At 60.1% G+C, this 25403-nt stretch carries 18 protein-coding genes and 4 tRNA genes; 20 read left to right on the top strand and 2 right to left on the bottom strand.

Translation table 11 applies throughout. The features are described from left to right. Positions 1-76: 76 nt before the first annotated feature. The gene (locus HMPREF2847_RS05515; protein WP_016422029.1) at positions 77-1057 is read right to left on the bottom strand and encodes a 1,4-dihydroxy-2-naphthoyl-CoA synthase; all 981 of its coding nucleotides are present in this window, start codon (positions 1055-1057) and stop codon (positions 77-79) included. Positions 1058-1070: 13 nt separating this feature from the next. Here HMPREF2847_RS05515 and HMPREF2847_RS05510 point away from each other — a divergent pair, with 13 nt between their 5' ends. The 5 genes from HMPREF2847_RS05510 (at position 1071) to HMPREF2847_RS05490 (ending at position 6678) form a co-directional block, all read left to right on the top strand. Beyond that, a complete protein-coding gene (locus HMPREF2847_RS05510; protein ID WP_070851755.1) occupies positions 1071-2096 on the top strand; it encodes an o-succinylbenzoate synthase in 1026 nt (341 codons plus the stop codon). A gap of 337 nt (positions 2097-2433) precedes the next feature. Further along, positions 2434-4173, top strand: coding sequence for a 2-succinyl-5-enolpyruvyl-6-hydroxy-3-cyclohexene-1-carboxylic-acid synthase (menD, locus tag HMPREF2847_RS05505; RefSeq protein WP_168168364.1), 1740 nt, complete (start codon positions 2434-2436; stop codon positions 4171-4173). Between the two features lie 97 nt (positions 4174-4270). Next, positions 4271-4762 carry a DUF3592 domain-containing protein gene (locus tag HMPREF2847_RS05500; RefSeq protein WP_038627602.1) on the top strand — a complete coding sequence of 164 codons (492 nt, stop codon included), beginning with the start codon at positions 4271-4273 and terminating at the stop codon, positions 4760-4762. A gap of 4 nt (positions 4763-4766) precedes the next feature. Continuing rightward, positions 4767-5975 carry a glycosyltransferase family 4 protein gene (locus HMPREF2847_RS05495; protein WP_070851754.1) on the top strand — a complete coding sequence of 403 codons (1209 nt, stop codon included), beginning with the start codon at positions 4767-4769 and terminating at the stop codon, positions 5973-5975. A gap of 10 nt (positions 5976-5985) precedes the next feature. Then, complete coding sequence (locus HMPREF2847_RS05490; protein ID WP_048732404.1) at positions 5986-6678, top strand: demethylmenaquinone methyltransferase; 693 nt, start codon at positions 5986-5988, stop codon at positions 6676-6678. Between the two features lie 52 nt (positions 6679-6730). On the opposite strand, the gene HMPREF2847_RS05485 is transcribed toward HMPREF2847_RS05490, so the two are convergent. Further along, positions 6731-8083 carry a geranylgeranyl reductase family protein gene (locus HMPREF2847_RS05485; RefSeq protein ID WP_222866885.1) on the bottom strand — a complete coding sequence of 451 codons (1353 nt, stop codon included), beginning with the start codon at positions 8081-8083 and terminating at the stop codon, positions 6731-6733. Between the two features lie 118 nt (positions 8084-8201). On the opposite strand from HMPREF2847_RS05485, the gene HMPREF2847_RS05480 reads away from it, so the two are divergent. The 15 genes from HMPREF2847_RS05480 to HMPREF2847_RS05410 all read left to right on the top strand — a co-directional run bounded on the left by HMPREF2847_RS05480 (position 8202) and on the right by HMPREF2847_RS05410 (position 25268). Beyond that, positions 8202-9257 carry a polyprenyl synthetase family protein gene (locus HMPREF2847_RS05480; RefSeq protein ID WP_070851753.1) on the top strand — a complete coding sequence of 352 codons (1056 nt, stop codon included), beginning with the start codon at positions 8202-8204 and terminating at the stop codon, positions 9255-9257. 196 nt (positions 9258-9453) lie between these two features. Further along, positions 9454-9535: transfer RNA gene (locus HMPREF2847_RS05475), tRNA-Tyr, on the top strand. Between the two features lie 360 nt (positions 9536-9895). Beyond that, positions 9896-9968: transfer RNA gene (locus tag HMPREF2847_RS05470), tRNA-Thr, on the top strand. A 39-nt stretch (positions 9969-10007) separates the two neighbouring features. Next, a tRNA-Met gene (locus HMPREF2847_RS05465) sits at positions 10008-10081 on the top strand. A gap of 103 nt (positions 10082-10184) precedes the next feature. Beyond that, positions 10185-10257, top strand: a tRNA-Trp gene (locus HMPREF2847_RS05460). A gap of 529 nt (positions 10258-10786) precedes the next feature. Continuing rightward, a complete protein-coding gene (gene secE / locus HMPREF2847_RS05455; protein WP_070851752.1) occupies positions 10787-11095 on the top strand; it encodes a preprotein translocase subunit SecE in 309 nt (102 codons plus the stop codon). Between the two features lie 191 nt (positions 11096-11286). Next, positions 11287-12150, top strand: coding sequence for a transcription termination/antitermination protein NusG (nusG, locus tag HMPREF2847_RS05450; RefSeq protein WP_070851751.1), 864 nt, complete (start codon positions 11287-11289; stop codon positions 12148-12150). 349 nt (positions 12151-12499) lie between these two features. Further along, a complete protein-coding gene (gene rplK / locus HMPREF2847_RS05445; RefSeq protein WP_016422043.1) occupies positions 12500-12937 on the top strand; it encodes a 50S ribosomal protein L11 in 438 nt (145 codons plus the stop codon). Between the two features lie 102 nt (positions 12938-13039). Continuing rightward, positions 13040-13744 carry a 50S ribosomal protein L1 gene (gene rplA / locus HMPREF2847_RS05440; protein ID WP_070851750.1) on the top strand — a complete coding sequence of 235 codons (705 nt, stop codon included), beginning with the start codon at positions 13040-13042 and terminating at the stop codon, positions 13742-13744. 249 nt (positions 13745-13993) lie between these two features. After that, on the top strand, positions 13994-14626 hold the full coding sequence (locus tag HMPREF2847_RS05435) for a hypothetical protein (RefSeq protein WP_069359387.1): 633 nt from the start codon (positions 13994-13996) through the stop codon (positions 14624-14626). A 387-nt stretch (positions 14627-15013) separates the two neighbouring features. Then, entirely contained in the window at positions 15014-15526 is a 513-nt protein-coding gene (gene rplJ / locus HMPREF2847_RS05430; protein ID WP_016422046.1) for a 50S ribosomal protein L10, read from the top strand. A 124-nt stretch (positions 15527-15650) separates the two neighbouring features. Beyond that, positions 15651-16034, top strand: coding sequence for a 50S ribosomal protein L7/L12 (gene rplL, locus HMPREF2847_RS05425; RefSeq protein WP_038627619.1), 384 nt, complete (start codon positions 15651-15653; stop codon positions 16032-16034). A 224-nt stretch (positions 16035-16258) separates the two neighbouring features. Next, the gene (locus tag HMPREF2847_RS05420; RefSeq protein WP_049190601.1) at positions 16259-17224 is read left to right on the top strand and encodes a cell envelope lipid trafficking protein PgfA; all 966 of its coding nucleotides are present in this window, start codon (positions 16259-16261) and stop codon (positions 17222-17224) included. A 435-nt stretch (positions 17225-17659) separates the two neighbouring features. Further along, positions 17660-21148: a DNA-directed RNA polymerase subunit beta gene (locus HMPREF2847_RS05415; protein WP_070566356.1), complete on the top strand. Its 3489-nt coding sequence runs from the start codon at positions 17660-17662 to the stop codon at positions 21146-21148. A 148-nt stretch (positions 21149-21296) separates the two neighbouring features. Next, positions 21297-25268 (top strand): DNA-directed RNA polymerase subunit beta', encoded by a 3972-nt coding sequence (locus tag HMPREF2847_RS05410; protein WP_070851749.1) that lies wholly within the window; start codon positions 21297-21299, stop codon positions 25266-25268. The last annotated feature ends 135 nt before the right edge of the window (positions 25269-25403 follow it).

Genomic DNA, 25403 nt, shown 5'->3' with positions numbered 1-25403 from the left:
GGCTGTTCTACAGCCACGAATGAGCGCTAAAGTGCAGGGCCCGACGAGCGCCCCAGCCGGCGCCCCCTAACTGCCCCTAGTAATAGAACGGGAACTCATCCCAGTTCGGGTCGCGCTTTTCCAAGAACGCTTCCTTGCCCTCGACGGCCTCGTCGGTCATGTACGCCAGGCGAGTGGCCTCGCCCGCGAAGACCTGCTGGCCCATCAGTCCGTCATCGGTCAGGTTGAAAGCGAACTTCAGCATACGCTGCGCCGTCGGGGACTTGCCGTTGATCATGCGGCCCCACTCCACCGCGACATCTTCCAGCTCAGCGTGGTCGGCGACCTCGTTGACAGCGCCCATGCGGTGCATGGTCTCAGCGTCGTAGGAACGGCCGAGGAAGAAAATCTCGCGGGCAAACTTCTGACCAACCTGCTTCGCCAGGTAGGCCGAGCCATAGCCGGCATCGAAAGATCCCACGTCAGCGTCGGTCTGCTTAAAGCGGGCCTCCTGGCGGGATGCCAGTGTCAGGTCACACACCACGTGCAGGGAGTGTCCGCCACCTGCGGCCCAACCATTGACCACGGCAATGACAACCTTCGGCATAGTGCGAATCAGGCGCTGCACCTCCAGGATGTGCAGGCGGCCACCCTCGACCTTGGCACGCGCGGTATCGATGGTGGATGCGTCCGCGGTAGCGTCGTCATGCTCGTGGGATGTGGCGTACTGGTAGCCGGAACGACCGCGAATGCGCTGGTCACCACCCGAACAGAATGCCCAGCCACCGTCCTTGGTGCTCGGGCCGTTACCGGTCAGCAGCACAACGCCGACATCCGGGGTGCGACGCGCGTGGTCGAGTGCGCGGTAGAGCTCATCGACGGTATGCGGGCGGAATGCGTTACGAACCTCTGGGCGATCAAACGCAATACGCACAATGCCGTTTTCGCGGCCCTCGCCGACGTGGCGGTGGTAGGTGATGTCGGTCAAATCCTCAAAACCATCAACCGTCTTCCACTGCTCAGGGCGGAAGGGGTTATCGGTCGAGTACTTCGCGGTATCAGTCATGGCTTCCAGCATAAAGGTCTCTAGCATGAGGGGTATGTGTGTGTCCGCTGCGCCCAACATCCAGCTTCCGCCAATCGACGACATCCTCGACCGCGCCCACGTCGTGGCTCTGCCCATGGCAGTGAAATTCCGTGGCGTCACCACTCGCGAGGCGCTCCTCATCGACGGCCCCGTCACCTGGGGCGAGTTCGCGCCCTTCCTGGAGTACGAGGCGCCCGAGGCCGCCGCGTGGCTGCGCTCGGCCATCGAATGCGCCTACGTCGGCCTGCCCACCCCGAAGCGCGAGTTTGTCGAGGTCAACGCCACCATCCCCGCCATCACACCCGAGCAGGTGCCGGAGGTCGTGGGGCGTTACCCCGGGTGCCGCACGTTCAAGGTCAAGGTCGCAGAGAGCGGCCAATCGCTTAACGACGACATCGAGCGCGTAGCCGCCGTCCGCACCGCGGTGGCCGAAGCCTATGGCTATGAACCTGTGGTGCGGGTGGATGCGAACCGTGGCTGGTCGGTGGAGCAGGCCATCCGCGCCGCTCATGAGTTGGGCCCGCTGGAGTATATGGAACAGCCCGTTGCGACTGTCGCCGAGCTGCGGCAGGTCCGCGACGCAGTGGGGGAGTTTTGCCCGGTTGCTGCCGATGAGTCGATCCGCAAGGCTGAGGATCCGTATTTGGTTGCGCGCGAGCAGGCGGCTGACGTGGGCGTAATGAAGGTCGCGCCACTTGGTGGGCCACGCCGTTTGCTTCGGTTGGCCGAGGAGCTGGAGATGAAGGTGACCGTCGCCAGCGCGTTGGACACTGGCGTTGGCATGGCTGCCGGCTTGTTCGCGGCGGCGGCCCTGCCTACTACCGAGCTGCAGCCGGAGCCGAACGCGGCGGGTTTGGCCACGTCCTCGCTGTTTATCGAGGACGTCATCGAGCCCCGGCCACTTATCGATGGCCGTTTGCCCGTCACCAACCCCGCCCCCGACCCTTCCCGCCTGGCCGAGCTCGCCGCGCCGGGTCCCCGCCGCGATTGGTGGTTCGACCGCCTCCGCGCGGCGTACGCCCACCTGTAGCGGCGCACCTGGCGGCCTATCCCACCTGTAGCTGCTCTACAACCTGCTCCAACTCACGGAGCATCCAGAGATACTGACCCCGTTTATGACACTTTGAGTTCGAAAAACGGCTCCAAACTGTCATAAACGGGGTCAGTAACTCCCAACGAGCCCGATATCCGACCTGACAAGTAGCCTATTGAGTGTGAACGACAACCAGGACACCTCCCAGACTTCGCACGCTCAGGGCACCAACATCACCAATGCCGCCGCCACCGATGCTGGCACCCCAGCCTCGGCAACCGACGCCACGCCCCACACCTCCGCAGCCCATACAGCCCCCGCGGCCCCATCCGCAGTGGTAGCGGGCCTCATTGTCGATGAGCTGCTGCGTCTCGGCATGGTCGATGCCGTAGTGTGCCCGGGTTCCCGGTCCGCCCCGCTGGCCCGCGCTCTGGTCCAGGCCGCCGATGCGGCGAAGGTCCGCCTCCATGTGCGCATCGATGAACGCTCCGCCGCCTTCCTCGCCCTCGGCCTGGCCTCGCGCACCCGCAAGGTGACCCCGGTAATCACAACATCCGGCACAGCTGTCGCGAACCTCGTGCCCGCCATGGTCGAAGCCACCGCGTCGGGCATTCCGCTGCTGGCACTGACCGCCGATCGCCCCGCGCATTATCGCGGCACCGGCGCGAACCAGACCATCGTCCAGGACCGCCTGTTCGCCGATGCCTCCGTCGTTGAGTTCGATCTGGACGGCACCGCCCCGGTCACGAATGCCACTGCCGCGCAGATTCGCGCCCGCATTGATCGCGTTGTTGCCGCCATGGCATCCGGGGCCGGCCACCTCAACGTCCGTTTTGTCGAACCGCTCGTGCCTGGCGACGACTCCGTTGCCGACATCCCCGAGGGTCGCGCAGACGGCGGCCCCTGGACCACGATTGCGCCTACCAACAGCAACAACGTCGGCGCAGCCGCCATCGCGGCCAACTCGGCCCCTACCAGCCCGGCCAACGCGGCTAGCACAGCCACAATTGACATCAGCCGCCGCACACTCGTGATTGCGGGCTCGAATGCCCCGCATCTGCCAGAGTTGGAGGATTTGCCAACCATCGCTGAGCCGAATGCATATGCGCCGGCGCACCCGGTTCACCCGCTTGCGGCGGGTACTTTTGCGCAGATTCCGCCGGAGCAGATTGTGTTGGTCGGCAGACCGACGCTGCACCGAGGGATCTCTAAGCTGCTGGCCAATCCTGATATCGAGTTGACGGTTGTCTCGGATGCGGAAAACCACGGCTTTGGGGTGGAGTTTCCGGATGTAACGGCGAACGCAAGGGCCGTCGTCAAGCATGTGCAGACTATGGGGGACCAGGACCCGCAGTGGACGAAAATCTGTGAGGCTGCCAGTGAATTGGCGGTGAAGTCCGTGCGGGAGACGATTACCGAGTCGATTGAAGCGGAGGAGCCACTGACCGGATTTCATGTGGCGGCAGCGCTGACGGATAGCCTGCGCACGGGTGACAATGTGGTGTTAGGCGCGTCGAACCCGGTGCGCGATGCGTCGTACACGGGCCTGCCTTTCCCGGGGGTGAACACGTATGCGGGGAGGGGCGCCGCGGGCATCGACGGCACGGTGGCGACGGCGATTGGAATTGCGCTGGCGTCCGACCGCGAGCATGCCGACGAGATCCGCCCGCCGCGGACGATTGCGCTCATGGGGGACCTGACGTTCCAGCACGACTCCGCAGCGTTGGCGATTGGGCCGCTGGAGCCGAGGCCGGAAAACCTCACCATCGTGGTGGCCAACGATGCCGGTGGCGGTATCTTCGAGACGCTGGAGGCGGGCAGCCCGGCTCTGCGGGGAAGCTTCGAGCGCATCTTCGGCACACCGCAGAACGTGGACTTTGAGGGCATCTGTCAGGCTTACGGGGTCGAGCACGTGCATGTTGACCGCCTCCCAGATCTGCTCGCGCAGCTGCACCCGGATACCGACGTCGATGGCATCCGCGTCATCGAGGTGGCGACCACGCGTGCGACGCGGAGACAGTTGCATCACAAGCTGGCATACAATGCGGAGATTGGGGTGCTGGACAAGCACTAGCTGAACAAGGCTTGCTGGATAAGGACTAGCTGGCCGGCAGCATCAGATTAGAGCTGGAAACAATCAAGGACAGAAGAATAAGGAGGTCGCGACCGCCATGCAGTGGAAAACTGCCCTGGCCAATTGGCCGCGCTTCCTTCGTCAGGTGCTGCTCTTTGTAATTATTTGCCTGTTGCTTTCGTGCCTGGCCATGGTGGTTGGCTGCTTCATTAATGACCGCAATATCGAGTCGAACATGGGGCAGTCCGTAGCCAATGTGCGCTCGGTCGAGCTTCTTCGCACCACGGTCGATTTCGTCGACGAGAATGGTGATTTTCAGTCGCCACCAACCGGCTTGCTCTATCCCGTTGGTCTGGAAGAGGGGCAGCGCGTCCGCGTCGAATACGACCGCACTGACCCCAATGTCGTCCGCGTCGCCGGACGCACTTGGACGCTGTCGCTTCTCCCGGCTGCCAGCATCGCTGTGGTTGCGTTTATCGTCGTCGCGCCGTTGTGGTGGTTGTCGTTGCGCGCAACCCGTCGTTTACAAAGAGATCCCCAAAAGGTAAACAGAGGGTCACTTTCGCTTTCCGACGAGATGGAAAACTAGCACCATGCGCGTTGCCATCATTGCTGAAAGCTTCTTGCCCAACATCAATGGAGTGACAAACTCCGTGCTGCGGGTGTTGGAACACTTACGCCGTGAGGGACACGAGGCGCTGGTGATTGCGCCGGGTGCTCGAGACTGGCAGGAAGAAGCAGAGTTCTACTGCGACTACCGCATTGAGCGTGTGCCCACCGTGATGGTGCCGTTGATTGATTCACTACCGATTGGTGTGCCGAACCGCAGGGTAGCGTCGGCGCTGACGCAGTTTAAGCCGGATGTTGTCCACTTGGCTTCGCCATTTGTGCTCGGTGGTGCCGGTGCTTTGACTGCTAAGGCGCTGGGCATCCCGGCTGTGGCTATCTATCAGACGGACGTTGCGGGTTTTGCCAAGAACTACAAGTTGGCGGGGCTCTCCACGGCCGCGTGGTTGTGGACGCGCGTGATTCACAACTCCTGCGCCCGAACGCTGGCGCCGTCGTCGCCGACTATTGAGGACCTGCAGAATCACAAGATTCGTGACGTCTACCGCTGGGGTCGTGGTGTTGATGCGGTTCGCTTTACTCCGACAAAGCGTAGTGAAGAGCTCAGGAAGCAGTGGAGCCCGGAGGGCAAGCCAATTGTTGGTTATGTCGGCAGGCTGGCGGCGGAGAAGTCGGTGGAGCGGCTGGCAGCGCTGAACGGCCGCGATGATATCCAGGTGGTCATTGTTGGTAATGGCCCGGAGCTGCCGAAGCTGCAGAAGCAGATGCCGAATGCCGTCTTCACTGGGCAGCTCACCGGCGATAAGTTGGCAGCGGCATTCGCCAGCCTGGACGTGTTCGTTCACACCGGTGACTTTGAAACCTTCTGCCAGGCCGTACAGGAAGCCCACGCTTCCGGTGTTCCGGCCATCGCTCCGAACGCAGGCGGCCCGCGCGACCTGATTACTAACGATGTCAACGGCTATCTGCTGGAGCCCAAGACTTTCACCCGCGATCTGTCTGAGGCGGTCGACAAGCTGCTGCTCGTCGACGATGAGCTGGCACGCAAGCAGCTGCGCAACCGCTGCCGCGACACCGTGACCGAACGTACCTGGGAAGCACTGTGTGCAGACCTTGTTTGTCACTACGAGGAGGTTTCTGGGGTCTCCTCGGCCGAGACGTCAAGCAAGGTCGCAGCAGATACGATTGACGCTTCCCGTACAGGTGCTGCTACGCGTCAGAAGTCGGTCGCGTAATCTGGACATCGTGTCTAGGGCTGATTTAACGAAAAATCCCAGCGAAGTCGCCTCGATGTTCGACGGCGTGGGGAAGAATTACGACATCACTAATACCGTGCTCACTGGTGGTATTGACCACTACTGGCGCGTGCGCACGGCAAAGCGCCTGAACCTGCAGCCTGGCCAGAAGGTCCTCGACCTGGCCGCTGGTACGGCTGTTTCCTCAGTGGAGTTGGCAAAGTCTGGCGCATACGTCGTTGCCTGTGACTTCTCCCGAGGCATGCTCAAGGCCGGTGCACATCGCGATGTTCCCAAGGTCTGCGGTGACGGCATGAAGCTGCCATTCCCGGACAACACCTTCGACGCGGTGACCATCAGCTTCGGTCTTCGCAACATCGTGGACTACAAGGCGGGCCTCGCCGAACTAGCCCGCGTGACCAAGCCCGGAGGCCAGCTGACAGTCTGTGAGTTCTCCACCCCTGTGGTGCCAGTGTTCAGCACCTTCTACAAGGAGTACCTGATGCGGGCACTGCCGCAGATCGCCAAGGTCGTCTCCTCGAACCCGGAGGCCTACGTGTACTTGGCGGAGTCGATTCGCGCCTGGCCGAACCAGCCGCAGCTTGCCCGCGACATCAATGCCTCTGGCTGGGAGGATGCCGGGTGGCAGAACCTCACCTTTGGCATCGCGGCGCTGCACTCGGCAACCAAGCCCGCGCAGTAGCTCGCGAGCTCGCAATCGGGGCTGGGTCGCGGGGCCCGTCGTAAAGCGATTTTTACTGCCAGGGCTGGCGCCCGAACCACTTATCGGAGGCCAGCGCCGCCTGCCCCGAAGCGCGCCACAGTCGCGCCACCACATCGCGGTCGTGTTCCGTGACCAGGTTTCCCATCAGTCGTGCGGCAACGCCCATGAGCTGGCTGCCCCACGGGGCGCCGATAGTCAGCGGGCCGACCGTGGGGAGGAAGCTCGGGTACGTCAACGTCAGCGCCAACTTGCGAGCCAGCGAGAAGCCAGTGCCGTAGTGCTCGCGAAGCAGGGCGGGCCAGGAGTGAGTCAGCCCATCGCTGCACGCACCAATCGAACTAATCAGCTCCACCGCCAGCCGCGCCGACTCCATGCCGTAGTCAATGCCCTCACCGTTGAGCGGGTTGACCAGGCACACAGCATCACCGAGCAACGCCCAGTTCGGCCCCGCCACATTCGATACAGCACCACCCATCGGCAACAGCGCCGACGTCACGTGCTCTGGTTCGCTCATCTGCCACTGATCACGCACCTGCCCGTGGTACTCGCGTAGCAACTTCTTCACGTTCGTGCGCGCCGGGCGTGCCGACGTCGCCAGCGCCCCACACCCCACGTTCGCCCGGCCTTCTCCCAGCGGGAAGATCCAGCCATAGCCCGGGTGCGTCTGCCCCTCGGAGTCGCGCAGTTCCAGGTGCGAGTGAATCCAGTCATCCGCTACGTCCGCGCTGTCGAAGCTGACATATGACCGCGCGGCCACGCCAAACACGCTGTCCCGATGCCACGCACGCCCCAGCTGCTTGCCGACGGTACTTCGGACCCCATCGGCCACGAGCAGCCAGCGGGCCGAGATGGTGTGTGGCTTGCCTTCGCGGTCGGAAAGTTCCACCTCGCGCACACTGTGGCCCCGCGTGCCACCACTGCTCAACGCTCCGGGAACTACCTTCCGCGCAGCGACCCCATCAAAGACTTGTGCACCGGCATCAGCGGCGGCATTGAGTAAGAAAGTGTCGAGCTCAACTCGCGGCATCGCGGATCCGACAGCGGGAAAAGTGCCGGAGGCATCATCTGGCCAAGGTGCGGTGATGGAGCCGCCGAATCCGTGCAGCTTGAGTCCGCGGTTGCGGTTGCGGCGCAGGAGCTCGTCGTCAAGCCCTAGGCGACGTAGCTCAGCGATAGCGCGAGGAGTGAGTCCGTCGCCACAAGTCTTGTCGCGCGGGAAGCGCTGCGAGTCGACCACAGTGACCGAAAAACCGGCGCGGGCGGCGTGAATTGCGGCTGCGGAGCCGGTGGGGCCAGCGCCAACAATGAGCACGTCAGTGCTGCTGGGTAGAGCGACGGCGCCGTCGAACGTGGGGGAAACTCGCGAAATCGGGCTTGAGGTCATTGCCCCAGCGTATAACGACGTTGAAACAAATATGGGAACTGGTCTGCTAGCCACTATGCTCGTAGGGTAGTTTATTTAGCAGTTTCTTATCTTTTATCGTCAGTTAGGCAGGTCTCGAATGCGTACTGGAGACTACTCCGGGCTTAGTTCCGGAAGTGCTCAGGGCACTGGTGAGCACACCGCCACTAGTTCTCACTTCGTTGATGAGGCGTTGGAAGCAACAATCACCGAGGGAATGCGCAAGAGCGAGGACCTCCTGATTACTGAGCTGGGGCGCGGCGAGGACTTCCTAGCCGAGCGGGTTTCCCACCTAGCTCAGGCTGGTGGTAAGCGCTTCCGCCCAATGTTTACCATGCTTGCCGCGCAGTTCGGTGAGAACCCGGAGAGCGATAAGGTCATCACCGCCGCGACGGTGCTGGAGCTGACGCACCTGGCGACGCTCTACCACGACGATGTCATGGATGAAGCGGATAAGCGCCGCGGTGTGTCCTCCGCAAACTCGCGCTGGGACAACACCGTCGCCATTCTGGCCGGTGACTACCTCTTCGCTGCTGCATCCCGCCTGCTGGCGGAGCTCGGTTCCGAGAGCGTAGCCCACTTCGCCGAGACCTTCGGTGTCCTTGTCACAGGTCAGATGCGTGAGTGCCTCAACGACTTGGACCTGCCGATTGAAGAGCGCATCGAGCGCTACCTGAAGGTCATTGCCGAAAAGACCGGTGTGCTCATCGCATCGGCTGGTTATCTCGGTGCCTATCACGCCGGTGCGTCCGCCGATATTTCCAATGCGCTGCGCCGCTATGGCGAACTAATTGGAATCGTTTTCCAGATCGTCGACGACATCATCGACATCTCCTCCAACACAGATCAGTCCGGCAAGACTCCGGGCACTGACTTGCGCGAGGGCGTCTTCACGCTACCGGTTCTCTACGCGCTACAGGAGGACACTCCAGCAGCTGACCGCCTCCGCGAGATTCTCGTCGGCCCAGTCTCCGACGATGCGCTTGTCGACGAGGCCCTCGAGCTCCTGGCTCAGACCAACGGTGTGGCTCGCGCGATGGAGAAGGTCAATGAACTGCTGGATGAGTCCGACCGCGTCATCGCTGGCCTTCCCGACTGTGCGGCCAAGGACGCTCTGCGCCACGTTGCTCGCTACACCGTGGAGCGCGTGGGGTAGTGGATTGAGCTCCACTGTCGAGATGAACCAAGGGGCGAGCTCTGCTCTGGAGTGATTTCTGCTGAGAGTTGAGCTCTGCTGGGGGTGAGCTCTGCTGAGGGGTGAATCCAAGTAGGAAAATATCCTCCTTACCTGGCGATTTGTGTAAATGACAGAGTAGTGGGTAGCATTCCATTCGCACCGTTTAAGAGTGCACGCCAGATTGCCCGAGCGGCCAAAGGGAGCGGATTGTAAATCCGTCGGCATTGCCTTCGTTGGTTCGAATCCATCATCTGGCACAGTGAAATCACCGCGAGAATTTTCTCGCGGTGATTTTTTGTTTGTAGGGGCTGTTGGTGGGGATACGGGGCAGGGGTTGGGTTAGAGGTTCGGGTTAGGAGCTCGGGTTAGGGGCGGCCACTTATCGATGGGCTATTCACTTATGGTTCCGCTGGGGCTCATCGATAAGTGAATAGATTATCCATAAGTGGCCGCCAAAATGTCAGCAAACATGACAAGAAATACCGCTGCCTACCTGCTGATTTGTGCTTAGCGGTGATTTCGGGTTAATCTTTGCAAGGCTTCACGGAGAGCACAGAACGAAACGAAGCGGTCAATTATTGGCCCGGAGTTACGTGCTGAGTTCAATGGATGCTGATGCCCCCTTAGCTCAGTCGGCAGAGCGTTTCCATGGTAAGGAAAAGGTCGACAGTTCGATTCTGTCAGGGGGCTCTGTTCTTTTATGCGGACTTATGTCCGGTAGAGAATAGGGGCGATGTAGCTCAGATGGTGAGAGCGCACGACTCATAATCGTGAGGTCGGGGGTTCGATCCCCCCCATCGCTACTACGGACAGTGATGTTCGTCGAACCCCGCCTTGATTATGCAGCAATGCAGTAAGGTGGGACATTGTCAGCTAAGGATTAGAAAGTTCTTTTGCTGGTGGTGAAGGGGCGTGGCTCAATTGGTAGAGCAGCGGTCTCCAAAACCGCAGGTTGCAGGTTCGAGTCCTGTCGCCCCTGCAAGTACCCGTCATCCGGGGCGTATGAAAATGCGCCTGGGTGGCGGGTTTTTCGTTTATATTCGGCGGCGGTGGGGCAAAGCGAGTTACTGACTGCGGTTATGGCAAAAATGGCTCGAAAAATGGCTTGAAAGTAAAAATGGCTTGAAAGTGCCATAAACTCGCACAGTTTCACATTTGCAGCCCGTAGGCTGTTGGTCGTCGTTTTTGCAGCCCAAGCTTGCAGCACGAGCGAGCAGCCCAAGCTTGCAGCCCGAGCTAGGGCGAAGCAGCAGTGAAGTGGCCGTCAGTGAGTATCGCCGCAAGGCCAGCAGGGGAATCGAATCTCGAAGCCTGCGGTTCCCACGAAGGGCATTTCTTCGATAGTGTGGATAATCGGCTAGAATTTACGCACTGAACCAGACTTGCTCTGCACAGTGGGGGGTTGGCTCCGGAGAACATCCCTGGAGTTTGCCCTTGGAGAATTCACGTTTGAGTTTCACTGTGCAGTATCTTTAGGTCTCATATGCACGAAGTAGCGAAGGAGCATCGTGTCTGAGGAAAACCAGACTTTCCAGGCGGCGGCTCGCCCGTCCGGTAAGCGCCAGGCGACGGGCGCGCAGACCACCGTGGCGAAGAAGCCTGCGCGTGAGAAGGAGACCAACGAGTTTTCGACTCGTAACCCTTTGGTTTTCATCAAGCAGGTTGTTGACGAGCTGCGCAAGGTGATTTGGCCGACCGGCCGCCAGATGGTCACCTACAGCATCATCGTGATTCTGTTCCTGATTGCCATGATCGCTCTCGTGTGGGGTGTGGACACGCTGGCCGGTCTGGGTGTCCGATCGGTGTTGGGCAAGTAATCGGTTATACTGTTTCGCAGTGATGCTTTTCATCCCGCCTCCGAGTTCCGGACGGCGGGATTATTCGTTAGCGCAGCTGGTGTCTTGCTGTGCGAAGTGATTGCGGATGGCATATTGGCTCTTAAGACTCTTTGAGCGAAGATGCCAATGTCGCGAACCGTTGATGTAGATACAAGAGGGGTTAGCACGACATGAATGATGGTCAGAATATTTTCTCCGACGCCCAGCCCGCGGATGCTGCCGCAACTGAGCAGGATGCGCAGGGCGCACCGGCTCAGGTAGAAGCTCCGGCCGAGGGTGCAGCCGCAGCCGACGCAGCCGCAGCTGACACTGCTGCAGCAGAAGCAGCGCCGGCAGAGGAGACCGCCGCTGACGCTGAGGCGCAAGCAGCTGCTGACGCAGACGCCGAGTACCGTAAGCGCCTGCGCGAGTTCCAGCGTGAGCTCAAGCGTCGTCCGGGCGACTGGTACATCATCCAGTGCTACTCCGGCTACGAGAACAAGGTGAAGACCAACCTGGAAATGCGCGCCCAGACCATGGGTGTCGATGAGCAGATCCACGAGGTCATCGTTCCGGTTGAGGAAGTCGAAGAGCGCAAGGACGACGGCAAGAAGAAGATCGTTAAGCGCAAGCTGCTGCCGGGCTACGTTCTGGTCCGCATGAGCCTGGATGACCCGTCCTGGTCCGTCGTCCGCGACACCCCGGGTGTTACTTCCTTCGTCGGTAGCGAGGGTCAGCCGTCCAAGGTCAAGATTCGCGAGGTCGCTAAGTTCCTCATGCCGAAGGAGACCATCACCGCGGACGCCGCTGAGGAAGCTGCAAATGCCGACGGTGAGCTGGCTGTCGCAGCGGCTCCGCAGGCAGAGAAGAAGGCCGTAGCCATCGACTACGAGGTCGGCGAGTCCGTCACCATCCTGTCCGGCCCGTTCGCATCTGTGGCTGCGACCATCTCCGAGATCGACCCGGACACCGGCCGCATGAAGGCCCTGGTTTCCATCTTCGGCCGCGAGACCCCGGTCGAGCTGGGCATCGATGAGGTCGAGAAGCTGAACTAGGCCTCGCACTAAGCGGGCCTCGCACTAAGCGGGCCTCGCACTAAGCCGGGCAGCAAGCCAAGCGCCGAGCAAAGGCACCAGCTAGCTCTCTCGAGCAACCAATCCGGTAACGGATTTTGATGCACGCCATACGCTGCGGTAACGTAGCCAGGCGTGCATTTTTGTGCCTTGAGCACAGATGCGCCAAGTAATTCGTATCCCCGGTGGCTGGCACCAACTCGATGACCAGCGCCAGCGGCCATGATGGTCGTGGGCGCAAGGGTCGTCGTAAAGCGTCGGCATCCGGACGGGGTGAGTCGCCTTTTCATCGGGGCGGCGTGCCCCGGTAACTAGGAAGTAGGTTAATCCGATGGCTCCGAAGAAGAAGCTTTCTGCGATTATTAAGCTGCAGATCCAGGCTGGTCAGGCTAACCCGGCTCCGCCGGTTGGTCCGGCACTGGGTGCCCATGGTGTCAACATCATGGAGTTCTGCAAGGCTTACAACGCAGCAACTGAGAACCAGCGTGGCAACGTTGTCCCGGTTGAAATCTCCGTCTACGAAGACCGCTCCTTCACCTTCGTTCTGAAGACCCCGCCGGCAGCTAAGCTGCTGCTGAAGGCCGCTGGCATCCAGAAGGGTTCGGGCGTTCCGCACACCAACAAGGTCGGTTCCGTGACCTGGGAGCAGTGCAAGGAAATCGCCGAGCTGAAGAAGCCGGACCTGAACGCCAACGACATCGAGATGGGTGCACGCATCATCGCCGGTACCGCTCGCTCCATGGGCATCACCGTCGAGGGCGCTAAGTAAAACCGTCAGCGTTTAGCTGCACCTTCACCAAGTGGTAGGGCCAGCTTCGGCCCGCTACACACCACAATCCAACCATTTCACTTAATTGAGATTGGACTTTTCATGAGCAAGAACTCCAAGGCATACCGCGCCGCCGCCGAGAAGATCGACGCCGGCCGCATCTACTCTCCGCTCGAGGCCGCTAACCTGGTCAAGGAGACTTCCTCCAAGAACTACGACGCCACCATCGACGTCGCTATCCGCCTGGGCGTTGACCCGCGCAAGGCCGACCAGCTGGTTCGCGGCACTGTCTCCCTGCCGAACGGCACCGGTAAGACCGTCCGCGTTGTTGTTTTCGCTGCTGGCGAGAACGCCACCAAGGCTGAAGAGGCCGGCGCTGACTTCGTCGGTTCCGAGGAACTGATCGAAAAGATTCAGGGCGGCTGGACCGACTTCGATGCTGCGATCGCAACCCCGGACCAGATGGCCAAGGTTGGTCGCGTGGCTCGTATCCTCGGCCCGCGTGGTCTGATGCCGAACCCGAAGACCGGCACCGTTACCCCGGATGTCGCTAAGGCTGTCACCGAGATCAAGGGCGGTAAGATTTCCTTCCGCGTTGACAAGGCTGCAAACCTGCAGGCTGTTATCGGTAAGGCTTCCTTCGACGCCGAGAAGCTGGCCGAGAACTACGGTGCGCTTATCGACGAGCTGATGCGTCTCAAGCCGTCCGCTGCTAAGGGTAAGTACCTGAAGAAGATCACCGTCTCCGCCACCAACGGCCCGGGCATCCCGGTTGACACCAGCGTGATCAAGGACTACACCGCCTAAATCAGCATCAGCCGATAGGCGAGTTGCTCTTCACAAGTCGCTCGAGGGTGACTCAGAGCCAAGCTCTTTAAAACCGCCGCCGCGCGCACTTTCCCAAGTGTGTGAGGCGGCGGTTTTGCATTCTCGTAAGGGATATCGATAGCGCGGTGGGGGGTTGGGCGCGGTAGTCGTAAAGCGAATTGCTAATCCAAACAACTAATCGAGCCGAAATGGACTCACAGCCAAAGTTTGTTGCTTAAAATCGCGACTATGACGTTGATTTTGGAACCCGAAGAAGGGCTGGAGGCGCTCGGCGAGATTAATCGCCTGGCGCAGCTCGACGACGGTTCCGGAATTATTGAACCGCAGCTCATCTCGTATCTCGACTCGTTGGGCGACGACGCCTATGACATGCCCTGCCTGCGCATCGCGGGGCAGACTCTGCTGGGCGAGGTGCTGACGGGTCTAGGGGAGGACGAGCGCGTAGCTGAGGTCCTTCGCCGCAATATCCAGGATTCTGTGGTGCTTCCGGGGATGAGTGAGGAGGAAGCTCTGCAAGCTCGGGCGGCGCAAGTCGTCGTAGTGCGGCTGCTGCGCATTATCGCGCGGATGGAAGCCGTGGAGCTGCGCAATGTCGTGGCGCAACAGTGCCTGGCATCGCAGATTCCGCCGGTCGTGCGTGTGGCGCTGACACTCACCGTGGATATTCTCGACGCCGCTAGGTTAGACGCGCATCCCGACGACATGGTGCGCGTGGTACTCGACTACGCCGACCAAGTGCTCTGGCTTGCCGACGATGACCTGAATGCGTACTTTGCCGAGCTTGAGATGATTGTGCAGCAACGTGAGAAGGACCTGGAGTTCGGCCGCTTTGGAGAGCCTGGTGCAGCGCGGTTTGGATAGGCGATTTGGTTAATTGCCTGGGTCTGGTATAGAGTTTCTTCACGAAGTTTGACCGGCTTCCAATCGGTACCAACATCGAGTTGGGAAGATGGAGGTTGGTACTCAAGTTTCACCGAAGACCGTCGGTCATTCGCTTCGAAAGAAGCGGATTGAAGGTTTCATTGTAGGAATACAGTGAGCGGCCCACGCAGGAGGACTTGGAAGCGCTTGCGCAGTTTGACTTCACCTGCTGACCTTGGAGTTGGCGGAGTTGAAGTGGAACATGCCAAAAGAATTGTGCGCCCCATCCTTGTGCGAGGATTGGGGCGTTTGTTGTATTTGCGCAAAAGACTCCTTCACTTGGCCGAGCGGAAAATTGCAAAGACCAGGAAGGAGGCGAGAGTACACATGGCAGCAAATGCTGAGAAGATTGCAGCTGTTGCAGCACTGAAGCAGGACGTCGAAGAGTCTAACGCTATCGTGCTGACTGAGTACCGCGGCCTGTCCGTTGCGGAAATCACGGAACTGCGTCGCGCCCTCGGTGCTGATGTTAAGTACTCCGTCGCCAAGAACACCATGATCAAGATCGCTGCCGACGAGGCAGGGATTGAGGGTCTTGATGAGCACCTGAACGGCCCGACTGCAGTCGCCTTCATCAAGGGCGAGGCTGTGGATGCGGCTAAGGCGATTAAGAAGTTCGCCGGTGACAACAAGAACCTCGTGATCAAGGGCGGCTACATGGACGGTGCTGCAATGGATGCAGCACAGTTCGAGGCTCTTGCGGATATGGATAACCGTGAGACCACGCTGGCAAAGCTGGCTGGTGCCTTCAACGGCGTTCTGGCGAACGTCGCTGGCCTGCTCGATGCTCCGACCTCCTCGGTTGCCCGCCTTGCTGCGGCACTCGAGGAAAAGAAGTAATCCCGAGCGGCTCGCGAACTACGCGAACTAAATCACGCGAAAAACTTTTAAATATCACTTTGACGGCTTCGACCCCAGGGATCTCTGAGGGGAGCGGCCGCACCACACTCATAGGAGAATATCCATGGCTAAGTACACCACTGAGGAACTGCTCGAGGCTTTCAAGGAAATGACCCTCGTTGAGCTCACCGAGTTCAAGAAGGCTTTCGAGGAGGAGTTCGACGTCACCGCTGCTGCTCCGGTTGCAGTTGCTGCTGCAGGCGCTGCTGGCGGCGAGGCTGCTGCTGAGGAGAAGGACGAGTTCGACGTCGTCCTCGAGGACGCTGGCGCTAAGAAGATTGGCGTTATTAAGGCTGTCCGCGAGATCGTCTCCGGCCTGGGCCTGAAGGAGGCTAAGGAGATGGTTGAGTCCGCTCCGAAGGCTATCCTGGAGGGTGCTTCCAAGGACGACGCTGAGGCTGCTAAGGCTAAGCTGGAAGAGGCTGGCGCAAAGGTCTCCCTCAAGTAATTCAGTTACTTGCTTCGGCTCCGGTAGTGGCCTAAAGCTACCGATTCTGACCGCCAATTCTGGGATTTTTACCCGGGGTTGGCGGTTCTTTTGTTTCTGGGGCCTTTGCTAACCCACCCGACCCCGGCAAAACCTCACTAATCTCACCCGTCACAGGGAGTTGGGGGCAAAAACCAGACCACTCATTGTCTTGATTGCCCCTATTGGCCTGTAAAGTATCTAACATGCTCTCACGGCCGAGAATTCTGTCTATCCTTCTGTTGGGTCTAGGCACCGCACTGCTTGCTGCTGGCATCTTGCTGCCCAAAGTGCTCAATGTTGATCCCAAAATGCCGCTTGACCTGCCGCCGGTGTCGTACACCCTGCGGGCGGAAGACGGCGTGTCCACCAGGATTAACGAAGAAGGCAAGCGGGAAGAAGTGCACTCGCCGCTGCAGCGACAGCTCCACGGCGTGCTCATCGAACCCGCCGATGCGGACAAGGTTTCGCTCCGTGTCGGTGTGACTGAAATGCGTGAGCTTCCCCCGGAGGTCATGGGCACCGACCCGCTGACCGAGCTTATCGAGGCCAATATCTGGACAGTGACCATCGACCGACTCACCGGCGAGGCGCTGGCTCCTGCGACGCTTGTCGACCGAATGGCGGGCGTTCCACGATCAGTGGCTTTCGAGGGGAACTGGGTGAAGCTCCCGGCCGACACTGAGGAAAAAGAATACCTGATCTTTGATGATTTCCTCCACGATTCCCTGCCGGCAAAGTTTGTCGGGGAAGAGGAGCGCGGTGGCAACCGCATTCTGCATTTCCGTCAGGATATTGAGAAGACGAATCTCGCCCAGAAGTACCGTTCTTACGTCTCTCAGCTAACTCAGGATGACAAATCCGGGTTCCTCCAGTACCAGGGCACCCGTGATTTGTGGGTTGAGCCGAAGTCTGGCTCGGTCATCGATATGGCCGAGGACATCCACCTTTGGTGGGAGACTCGCGACGGCGAGCCGATCATGGACTACCTGCGCTTCAACGGAAAGATGGACGAAGGCCTTTCCAATCAGCTTCTCTTCGGCGCAATACAGAATTTCCAGCGCCCGGCTCTAGAGCCGTGGTCAATCGGTCTCATTACGTCCGGTTCGATTCTGGTATTCATCGCAATCGTGGGCATCGTGCGTCCTTCGACCCGTCGTAAAGCAGAGTAACGCTTTACGACGGCCATAGCGCCCAGGCCTCACCCTTTATATCGGTGACGGGTGAATGCGACACGCCCGATTTGTCAAGTTGTACTAGACAACTGCCAGTTTTTGATATAGGCTAAATCGTTGCGCTGGAATTAGTGTATCTGTCGCCAGCTCTTTTATAGTTTGCGCTCGGGGCTCGGGGCTATTATGTAGCACCGTTTTTCGTGCATCTAGCTGTTAAAGGAGTTGCCGCGGCGCCGTCGTTAGGGCTCGGGGGCTCGCCTTTTAAAGGCTGGTCTTGGAGGCCAAGTGGCGGGGGAATCACTTTCGTGTGTGACCAAAGGTTAGACGCAAAGTATCCCGGTGCGCAACAGAAATAATTCCTGCAACTTGAATCGCGTATAAACCAAGCGGGCGGAGCGCACCACCGGTTGCCGGTGTGCTCCACCGCGTGAGGTGCTGGAAGGACGCATCTTGGCAGTCTCCCGCCAGACCAAGGCAGTAACCGGTATTCCCGGAGCTTCGAAGAGGTACTCGTTTGCAAAGATTCAGGAGCCGATCGCGGTTCCTGGTCTGCTCGACCTGCAGCGTGAGTCTTTCGCATGGCTCATTGGCACGCCTGAGTGGCGCGCTCGTCGCCAGGAGGAGCTCGGAGAAGACGCTCGGGTTACCAGCGGTCTCGAAGATATTCTAGAAGAGCTCTCTCCGATTGAGGACTACTCCCAGAAGATGTCTCTGACGCTGTCGGACCCATGGTTCGACTCCGTCAAGAACACCGTGGATGAGTCCAAGGATAAGGACATCAACTACTCGGCTCCCCTCTACGTCACCGCGGAGTTCACCAACCGCGAGACCGGTGAGATTAAGAGCCAGACTGTCTTCATCGGCGACTTCCCGATGATGACGGATAAGGGTACGTTCATCGTCAACGGAACTGAGCGTGTCGTTGTTTCTCAGCTGGTGCGCTCTCCGGGCGTCTACTTCGATGAGACCATCGACAAGTCCACCGAGCGCCCGCTGCACTCGGTGAAGATTATTCCGTCGCGCGGTGCGTGGCTGGAGTTCGACGTCGACAAGCGGGACACCGTCGGCGTTCGTATTGACCGTAAGCGTCGCCAGCCGGTCACGGTTCTGCTGAAGGCTTTCGGCTGGACCACTGAGGAAATCAAGGAGCGCTTCGGCTTCTCTGAGATTATGATGGCCACCCTGGAGAAGGACGGTGTTGCAAACACCGACGAGGCTCTGCTGGAGATTTACCGCAAGCAGCGCCCGGGTGAGCCGCCGACGCGCGAGTCCGCACTGGCTCTGCTGGAGAACAACTTCTTCAAGCCGAAGCGCTACGACCTGGCCAAGGTCGGTCGCTACAAGGTCAACCGCAAGCTGGGCCTGGGTACTGAGGTCTCTGGCGAGATGGTCCTGACCGAACAGGATATCGCTACCACCATTGAATACCTCGTGCGCCTGCACGACGGCGAGAATGTTATGACCTCGCCGGAAGGGGTCGAGATCCCGGTTGAGACCGACGATATCGACCACTTCGGTAACCGTCGTCTGCGTACCGTAGGCGAGCTGATTCAGAACCAGGTTCGTGTGGGGCTGTCCCGCATGGAACGCGTGGTTCGTGAGCGCATGACCACTCAGGACGTGGAGTCGATCCAGCCGACCACTCTGATTAACGTGCGCCCGGTCTCCGCGGCTATCCGTGAGTTCTTCGGTACTTCCCAGCTGTCCCAGTTCATGGACCAGAACAACTCGCTGTCGGGTCTGACCCACAAGCGTCGTCTGTCCGCACTGGGTCCGGGTGGTCTGACCCGTGACCGTGCTGGTCTCGAGGTTCGAGACGTTCACCCGTCCCACTACGGCCGCATGTGTCCAATTGAGACCCCAGAGGGTCCGAACATTGGCCTGATTGGTTCGCTGTCCTGCTACGCACGCGTGAACCCGTTCGGTTTCATTGAGACTCCGTACCGCCGCGTCCGCGATGGTGTCATCACCGACGAGGTCGACTACCTCACCGCTGATGAGGAAGACCGCTACGTTGTCGCGCAGGCTAACACCCCGATTGATGAGAACGGCCGCTTCGTTCAGGAGACCCTGTCTGTTCGTAAGAAGGGTGGTGACGTCGAGTCCGTCCGCGCCGATGAGGTCGACTACCTCGATGTTTCCCCGCGTCAGATGGTCTCCGTGGCTACTGCCATGATTCCGTTCCTCGAGCACGACGACGCCAACCGTGCCCTGATGGGTGCGAACATGCAGCGTCAGGCTGTGCCGCTGCTGCGTTCGGAGGCTCCGTTCGTCGGTACCGGTATGGAGCAGCGTGCTGCTTACGACGCCGGCGATGTCATTGTCGCTTCGGCCACCGGTGTGGTCGAGTCCGTGTCGGCAGACTTCATCACCATCATGGACGATGAGGGCCAGCGCCACACCTACCTGCTGCGCAAGTTCGAGCGCACCAACCAGGGCACCTGCTACAACCAGAAGCCACTGGTTGACGAGGGCCAGCGCGTTGAGGCCGGCCAGGTCATCGCTGACGGTCCGGGTACCGACAACGGTGAGATGGCACTTGGTAAGAACCTGCTCGTGGCATTCATGCCGTGGGAAGGTCACAACTACGAGGACGCCATCATCCTGAACCAGCGCATGGTTGAGGAGGACATCCTGACCTCGATTCACATCGAGGAGCACGAGATTGACGCCCGCGACACCAAGCTGGGGCCGGAGGAAATCACCCGTGACATCCCGAACGCGTCCGAGGAGATGCTGAAGGATCTGGATGAACGCGGCATCGTCCGCATCGGTGCCGACGTTCGCGACGGTGACATCCTGGTCGCTAAGACCACGCCGAAGGGCGAGACTGAGCTGACTCCGGAGGAGCGCCTGCTGCGCGCTATCTTCGGCGAGAAGTCCCGCGAGGTCCGTGACACTTCCATGCGTGTTCCGCACGGTGAGTCCGGCAAGGTCATCGGCGTCCGCGTCTTCTCCCGTGAAGACGATGACGACCTGGCACCGGGTGTCAACGAGATGGTCCGCGTGTACGTTGCGCAGAAGCGCAAGATCCAGGACGGCGACAAGATGGCAGGTCGCCACGGTAACAAGGGCGTTATCGGCAAGATTCTGCCGCAGGAGGACATGCCGTTCCTGCCGGACGGCACCCCGGTCGACATCATTCTGAACACCCACGGTGTTCCGCGTCGTATGAACATCGGCCAGGTTCTCGAGGTTCACCTCGGCTGGCTGGCGAAGGCCGGCTGGAGCATTGAGGGCGACCCGGATTGGGCTAAGCGTCTTCCGGCCGACCTGCACGACGTTCCGTCCGACTCCCTGGTTGCAACCCCAGTGTTCGACGGTGCTGAGAACGAGGAGCTCGCTGGTCTGCTCGCGTCGTCCCGCCCGAACCGTGACGGCGAGGTGCTGGTCAACGCTGACGGTAAGGCCACGCTGTTCGACGGCCGCTCTGGCGAGAAGTTCCCGTTCCCGGTTTCGGTGGGCTACATGTACATGCTGAAGCTGCACCACCTGGTCGACGAGAAGATTCACGCTCGTTCCACCGGTCCGTACTCCATGATTACCCAGCAGCCGCTGGGTGGTAAGGCTCAGTTCGGTGGTCAGCGCTTCGGTGAGATGGAGGTGTGGGCAATGCAGGCATACGGCGCTGCCTACACCCTGCAGGAGCTGCTCACCATCAAGTCCGATGACGTGGTTGGCCGCGTCAAGGTCTACGAGGCAATCGTGAAGGGCGACAACATTCCGGATCCGGGTATTCCGGAGTCGTTCAAGGTGCTTCTGAAGGAACTGCAGTCGCTCTGCCTGAACGTTGAGGTCCTTTCGGCCGACGGCGTTCCGGTTGAGTTGGGCTCCTCCGACGATGAGGAACTCGACCACGCGACCGCTTCCCTCGGCATTAACCTGTCCCGCGATGAGCGTTCCGACGCTGACTCCGCATAGTTTCTCGCTTCACGACGAAACATTGCGTGAGTATCAGGGTCGGGAAGCCCTAACTCGCGAATAACCCAACACAGACGACAACGTACAAAAACCTCCGCAGAGAATTTGGTTTCCGCATTACTTCGATGCGGAGGGAAAGGGAAAACAGGTGCTCGACGTCAACAACTTTGACGAGCTCCGGATTGGGCTCGCTACCGCCGACGACATCCGCCGCTGGTCTCGCGGTGAGGTCAAGAAGCCCGAGACGATTAACTACCGTACGCTGAAGCCGGAAAAGGATGGTCTTTTCTGTGAGCGTATCTTCGGCCCGACCCGTGACTGGGAGTGTGCTTGTGGTAAGTACAAGCGCGTTCGCTTCAAGGGCATCATCTGTGAACGCTGTGGCGTTGAGGTGACCAAGTCGAAGGTTCGCCGTGAGCGCATGGGCCACATTGAGCTGGCCGCTCCGGTCACTCACATCTGGTACTTCAAGGGTGTGCCGTCCCGCCTCGGCTACCTGCTCGACCTGGCTCCGAAGGATCTGGAAAAGATCATCTACTTCGCTGCCAACATCATCACCTCCGTGGATGAAGAGGCTCGCCACAACGACCAGGAAACCCTCGAAGCAGACATGCTCGTGGACAAGAAGCTGGTTGAGGACGATCGCGACCAGGAGCTGGCCGAGCGTGCCCAGACCCTGGAAGAGGATCTGGCTGAACTCGAGGCAGCGGGTGCCAAGGCTGATGCCCGTAAGAAGGTTCAGTCTGCAGCCGAGCGCGAGATGCGCCACATCCGTGAGCGCGCCCAGCGCGAGCTGGATCGTCTCGACGAGATTTGGAACACCTTCATCAAGCTTGAGCCGAAGCAGATGATTATCGACGAGGGCATTTACACCGAGCTCGTCGACCGCTACGAGGATTACTTCACCGGTGGTATGGGTGCTGAGGCTATTCAGACCCTGATCCGCAACTTCGACCTGGCCAAGGAGGCCGAGGAGCTGCGCGAGATTATTCGCGACGGCAAGGGTCAAAAGAAGATGCGCGCCCTGAAGCGCCTGAAGGTTGTCACTGCATTCCTGCAGTCCGGCAACGATCCGGCCGCTATGGTGCTCGACTGCATCCCGGTGATCCCACCGGAGCTGCGCCCGATGGTCCAGCTCGACGGTGGCCGCTTTGCGACCTCCGACCTGAACGACCTCTACCGTCGTGTCATCAACCGCAACAACCGCCTGAAGCGCATGATTGACCTCGGCGCTCCGGAGATCATCGTCAACAACGAGAAGCGCATGCTTCAGGAATCCGTTGACGCACTGTTCGACAACGGTCGTCGCGGTCGTCCGGTCACTGGTCCGGGTAACCGCCCGCTGAAGTCCCTGAGCGACCTGCTCAAGGGTAAGCAGGGTCGTTTCCGTCAGAACCTGCTGGGTAAGCGTGTGGACTACTCCGGTCGTTCGGTTATTATCGTCGGCCCGCAGCTGAAGCTGCACCAGTGTGGTCTGCCGAAGCTGATGGCTCTTGAGCTGTTCAAGCCGTTCGTTATGAAGGAGCTCGTGGCCAAGAGCTACGCGCAGAACATCAAGAGCGCGAAGCGCATGGTTGAGCGTCAGCGCCCAGAGGTGTGGGACGTCCTCGAAGATGTCATTACCGGACACCCGGTCCTGCTGAACCGTGCACCTACGCTGCACCGCCTGGGTATTCAGGCGTTCGAGCCGGTCCTGGTTGAGGGTAAGGCAATTCAGCTGCACCCACTGGCATGTGAGGCTTTCAACGCCGACTTCGACGGTGACCAGATGGCAGTTCACCTGCCGCTGTCCGCTGAGGCACAGGCAGAGGCTCGCGTCCTGATGCTGTCCTCGAACAACATTCTGTCGCCGGCTTCCGGTAAGCCGCTGGCTATGCCGCGTCTGGATATGGTCACTGGCCTGTACTTCCTGACGTTGGAGAAGCCGGAGCTGCCGGGTGGCCACCAGGATGCCACCGAGGACGCACCGGAGCAGGGTATTTACACCAGCCCGGCCGAGGCCATCATGGCTTACGACCGCGGTGCAATTGGCCTGCAGAGCCCGATTAAGGTGCGCATCAGCCACCTGCGTCCGCCGGCTGAGATTGAGGCCGAGCAGTTCCCAGATGGTTGGAACAAGGGCGATACCTGGCTGGCTTCGACCACGCTTGGCCGCGTTATGTTCAACGACCTGCTGCCGTGGAACTACCCATACGTCGAAGGCGTCATGGCTAAGAAGCCGCAGGCCGCGATCATCAACGACTTGGCTGCCAAGTACCCGATGATTACGGTCGCTCAGACCGTCGACAAGCTCAAGGATGCTGGTTTCTACTGGGCTACCCGTTCTGGTGTCACCATTGCTATGTCTGACGTGCTGGTCCTCCCGAACAAGCGTGAGATCCTGAACGGCTACGAAGAGAAGGCCGCCACGGTGGAGAAGAAGTTCCGCCGCGGTAAGCTCTCGGCTGCTGAGCGTCACGAGTCGCTGGTTAACCTGTGGAAGGCCGCGACCTCTGAGGTCGGTGAAAAGGTCGAGGCTCTGTACCCGGATGACAACCCGATTCCGATGATCGTGAAGTCGGGTGCTGCCGGTAACATGGGCCAGATTCACTCGCTGGCCGGTATGAAGGGCATGGTTACGAACCCGCGTGGTGAATACATCACCCGCCCGATTAAGACCTCATTCCGCGAAGGCCTGTCGGTTCTCGAGTACTTCAACAACTCGCACGGTTCCCGAAAGGGGCTGGCCGATACCGCGCTTCGTACCGCTGACTCGGGTTACCTGACCCGTCGTCTGGTCGACGTTGCGCAGGACGTCATCGTTCGCGAAGAGGACTGTGGCACCCACGACGGTGTCGTTGTCGAGATTGGCGAGGATGTCCTGGACGCAACCGGCAACCCGACCGGCGAGATCCGTCGTGCGAAGTACGTCGAGACCGCCGCGATCGCTCGTGTGCTGGCAGCCGATGTCACCGACGCTGAGGGCAATGTCCTTATCGAGGCTGACACCGACCTGAACGACGACCACATCACCCTGGCTCTCAGCCACGGTGTCAAGGAAGTCAAGGTCCGCTCGGTTCTGACCTGTTCCACCGCAACCGGTGTCTGTGCCAAGTGCTACGGTCGCTCGATGGCAACTGGCAAGCTGGTCGACATCGGAGAGGCTGTCGGTATTGTCGCTGCGCAGTCCATTGGTGAGCCGGGTACCCAGCTGACCATGCGTACGTTCCACCAGGGTGGTGTCGGTGGCGACATTACCGGTGGTCTGCCGCGTGTCCAGGAGCTGTTCGAGGCCCGCGTGCCAAAGAACAAGGCTCCGCTGGTCCGCGAAAACGGACGCGTGCGCCTGGAAGAGGATGAGCACTTCTACACGCTCACCCTCATCCCGGATGCCAACAGCGAGGACGAGGTCGTCTACGACAAGCTGTCCAAGCGTCAGGGCCTTGCTGAAATCACCGTCGATGGCCGTCGTCGCGCCATCCGCGATGGTGACCATGTGGTCAAGGGACAGCAGCTGCTCAAGGGCGCTGCCGATCCGCACGAGGTCCTCGAGGTCCTGGGTCGCCGAGGCGTTCAGCGTCACCTCATCGAGGAAGTCCAGTCGGTCTACCGTGACCAGGGTGTGGCCATTCACGACAAGCACATCGAGGTTATCGTCAGCCAGATGCTGCGCCGCGTGATTGTGTCTAAGCCGGGTGACTCCGACCTGCTGCCAGGTGCACTGGTCGAGCGCTCCACGGTCATGGCTAAGAACCGCGAGATTGTTGCCTCCGGTGGCAGCGTCATCGAGGGTCGTCGCGTGCTGATGGGTATTACCAAGGCATCGCTGGCCACCGAGTCCTGGCTGTCCGCCGCCTCCTTCCAGGAGACGACGCGCGTGCTTACCGACGCCGCTATCAACAAGCGCTCGGATAAGCTCATCGGCCTGAAGGAGAACGTGATCATCGGTAAGCTGATCCCGGCTGGTACGGGTATCTCGCGCTACCGCAACATCACGGTTGAGCCGACTGAGGAAGCTGCCCGCCAGGCAGCCGCCCCGTTCGCTTCCTTCGGTGAGGGCTTCTACGGCGCTGAGGACACCTACGGCATCGACCAGGTCGGTTCCGCAGTTCCGCTGGATGACATCGGAACCTTCGAGTAAAAACCAATAGCTTTGCGGCAGTGGCTGGGGAGCGGGAGAATTCCCTCGGTCACTGTCGGGCAAAGCACCTCGCCTGACAGTTGGGGCTTCGTGCGCTAACTGTTAGGTGGCAACCGGAAAAATCCTCCGGCACAG

Source organism: Corynebacterium sp. HMSC074C03, from assembly GCF_001838285.1.
In the GTDB taxonomy this organism is placed as follows: Bacteria; Actinomycetota; Actinomycetes; order Mycobacteriales; family Mycobacteriaceae; genus Corynebacterium; species Corynebacterium amycolatum.
The sequence above is the reverse complement of the archived record's forward strand: the minus strand, read 5'-3'. Positions and strand labels throughout refer to the sequence as shown.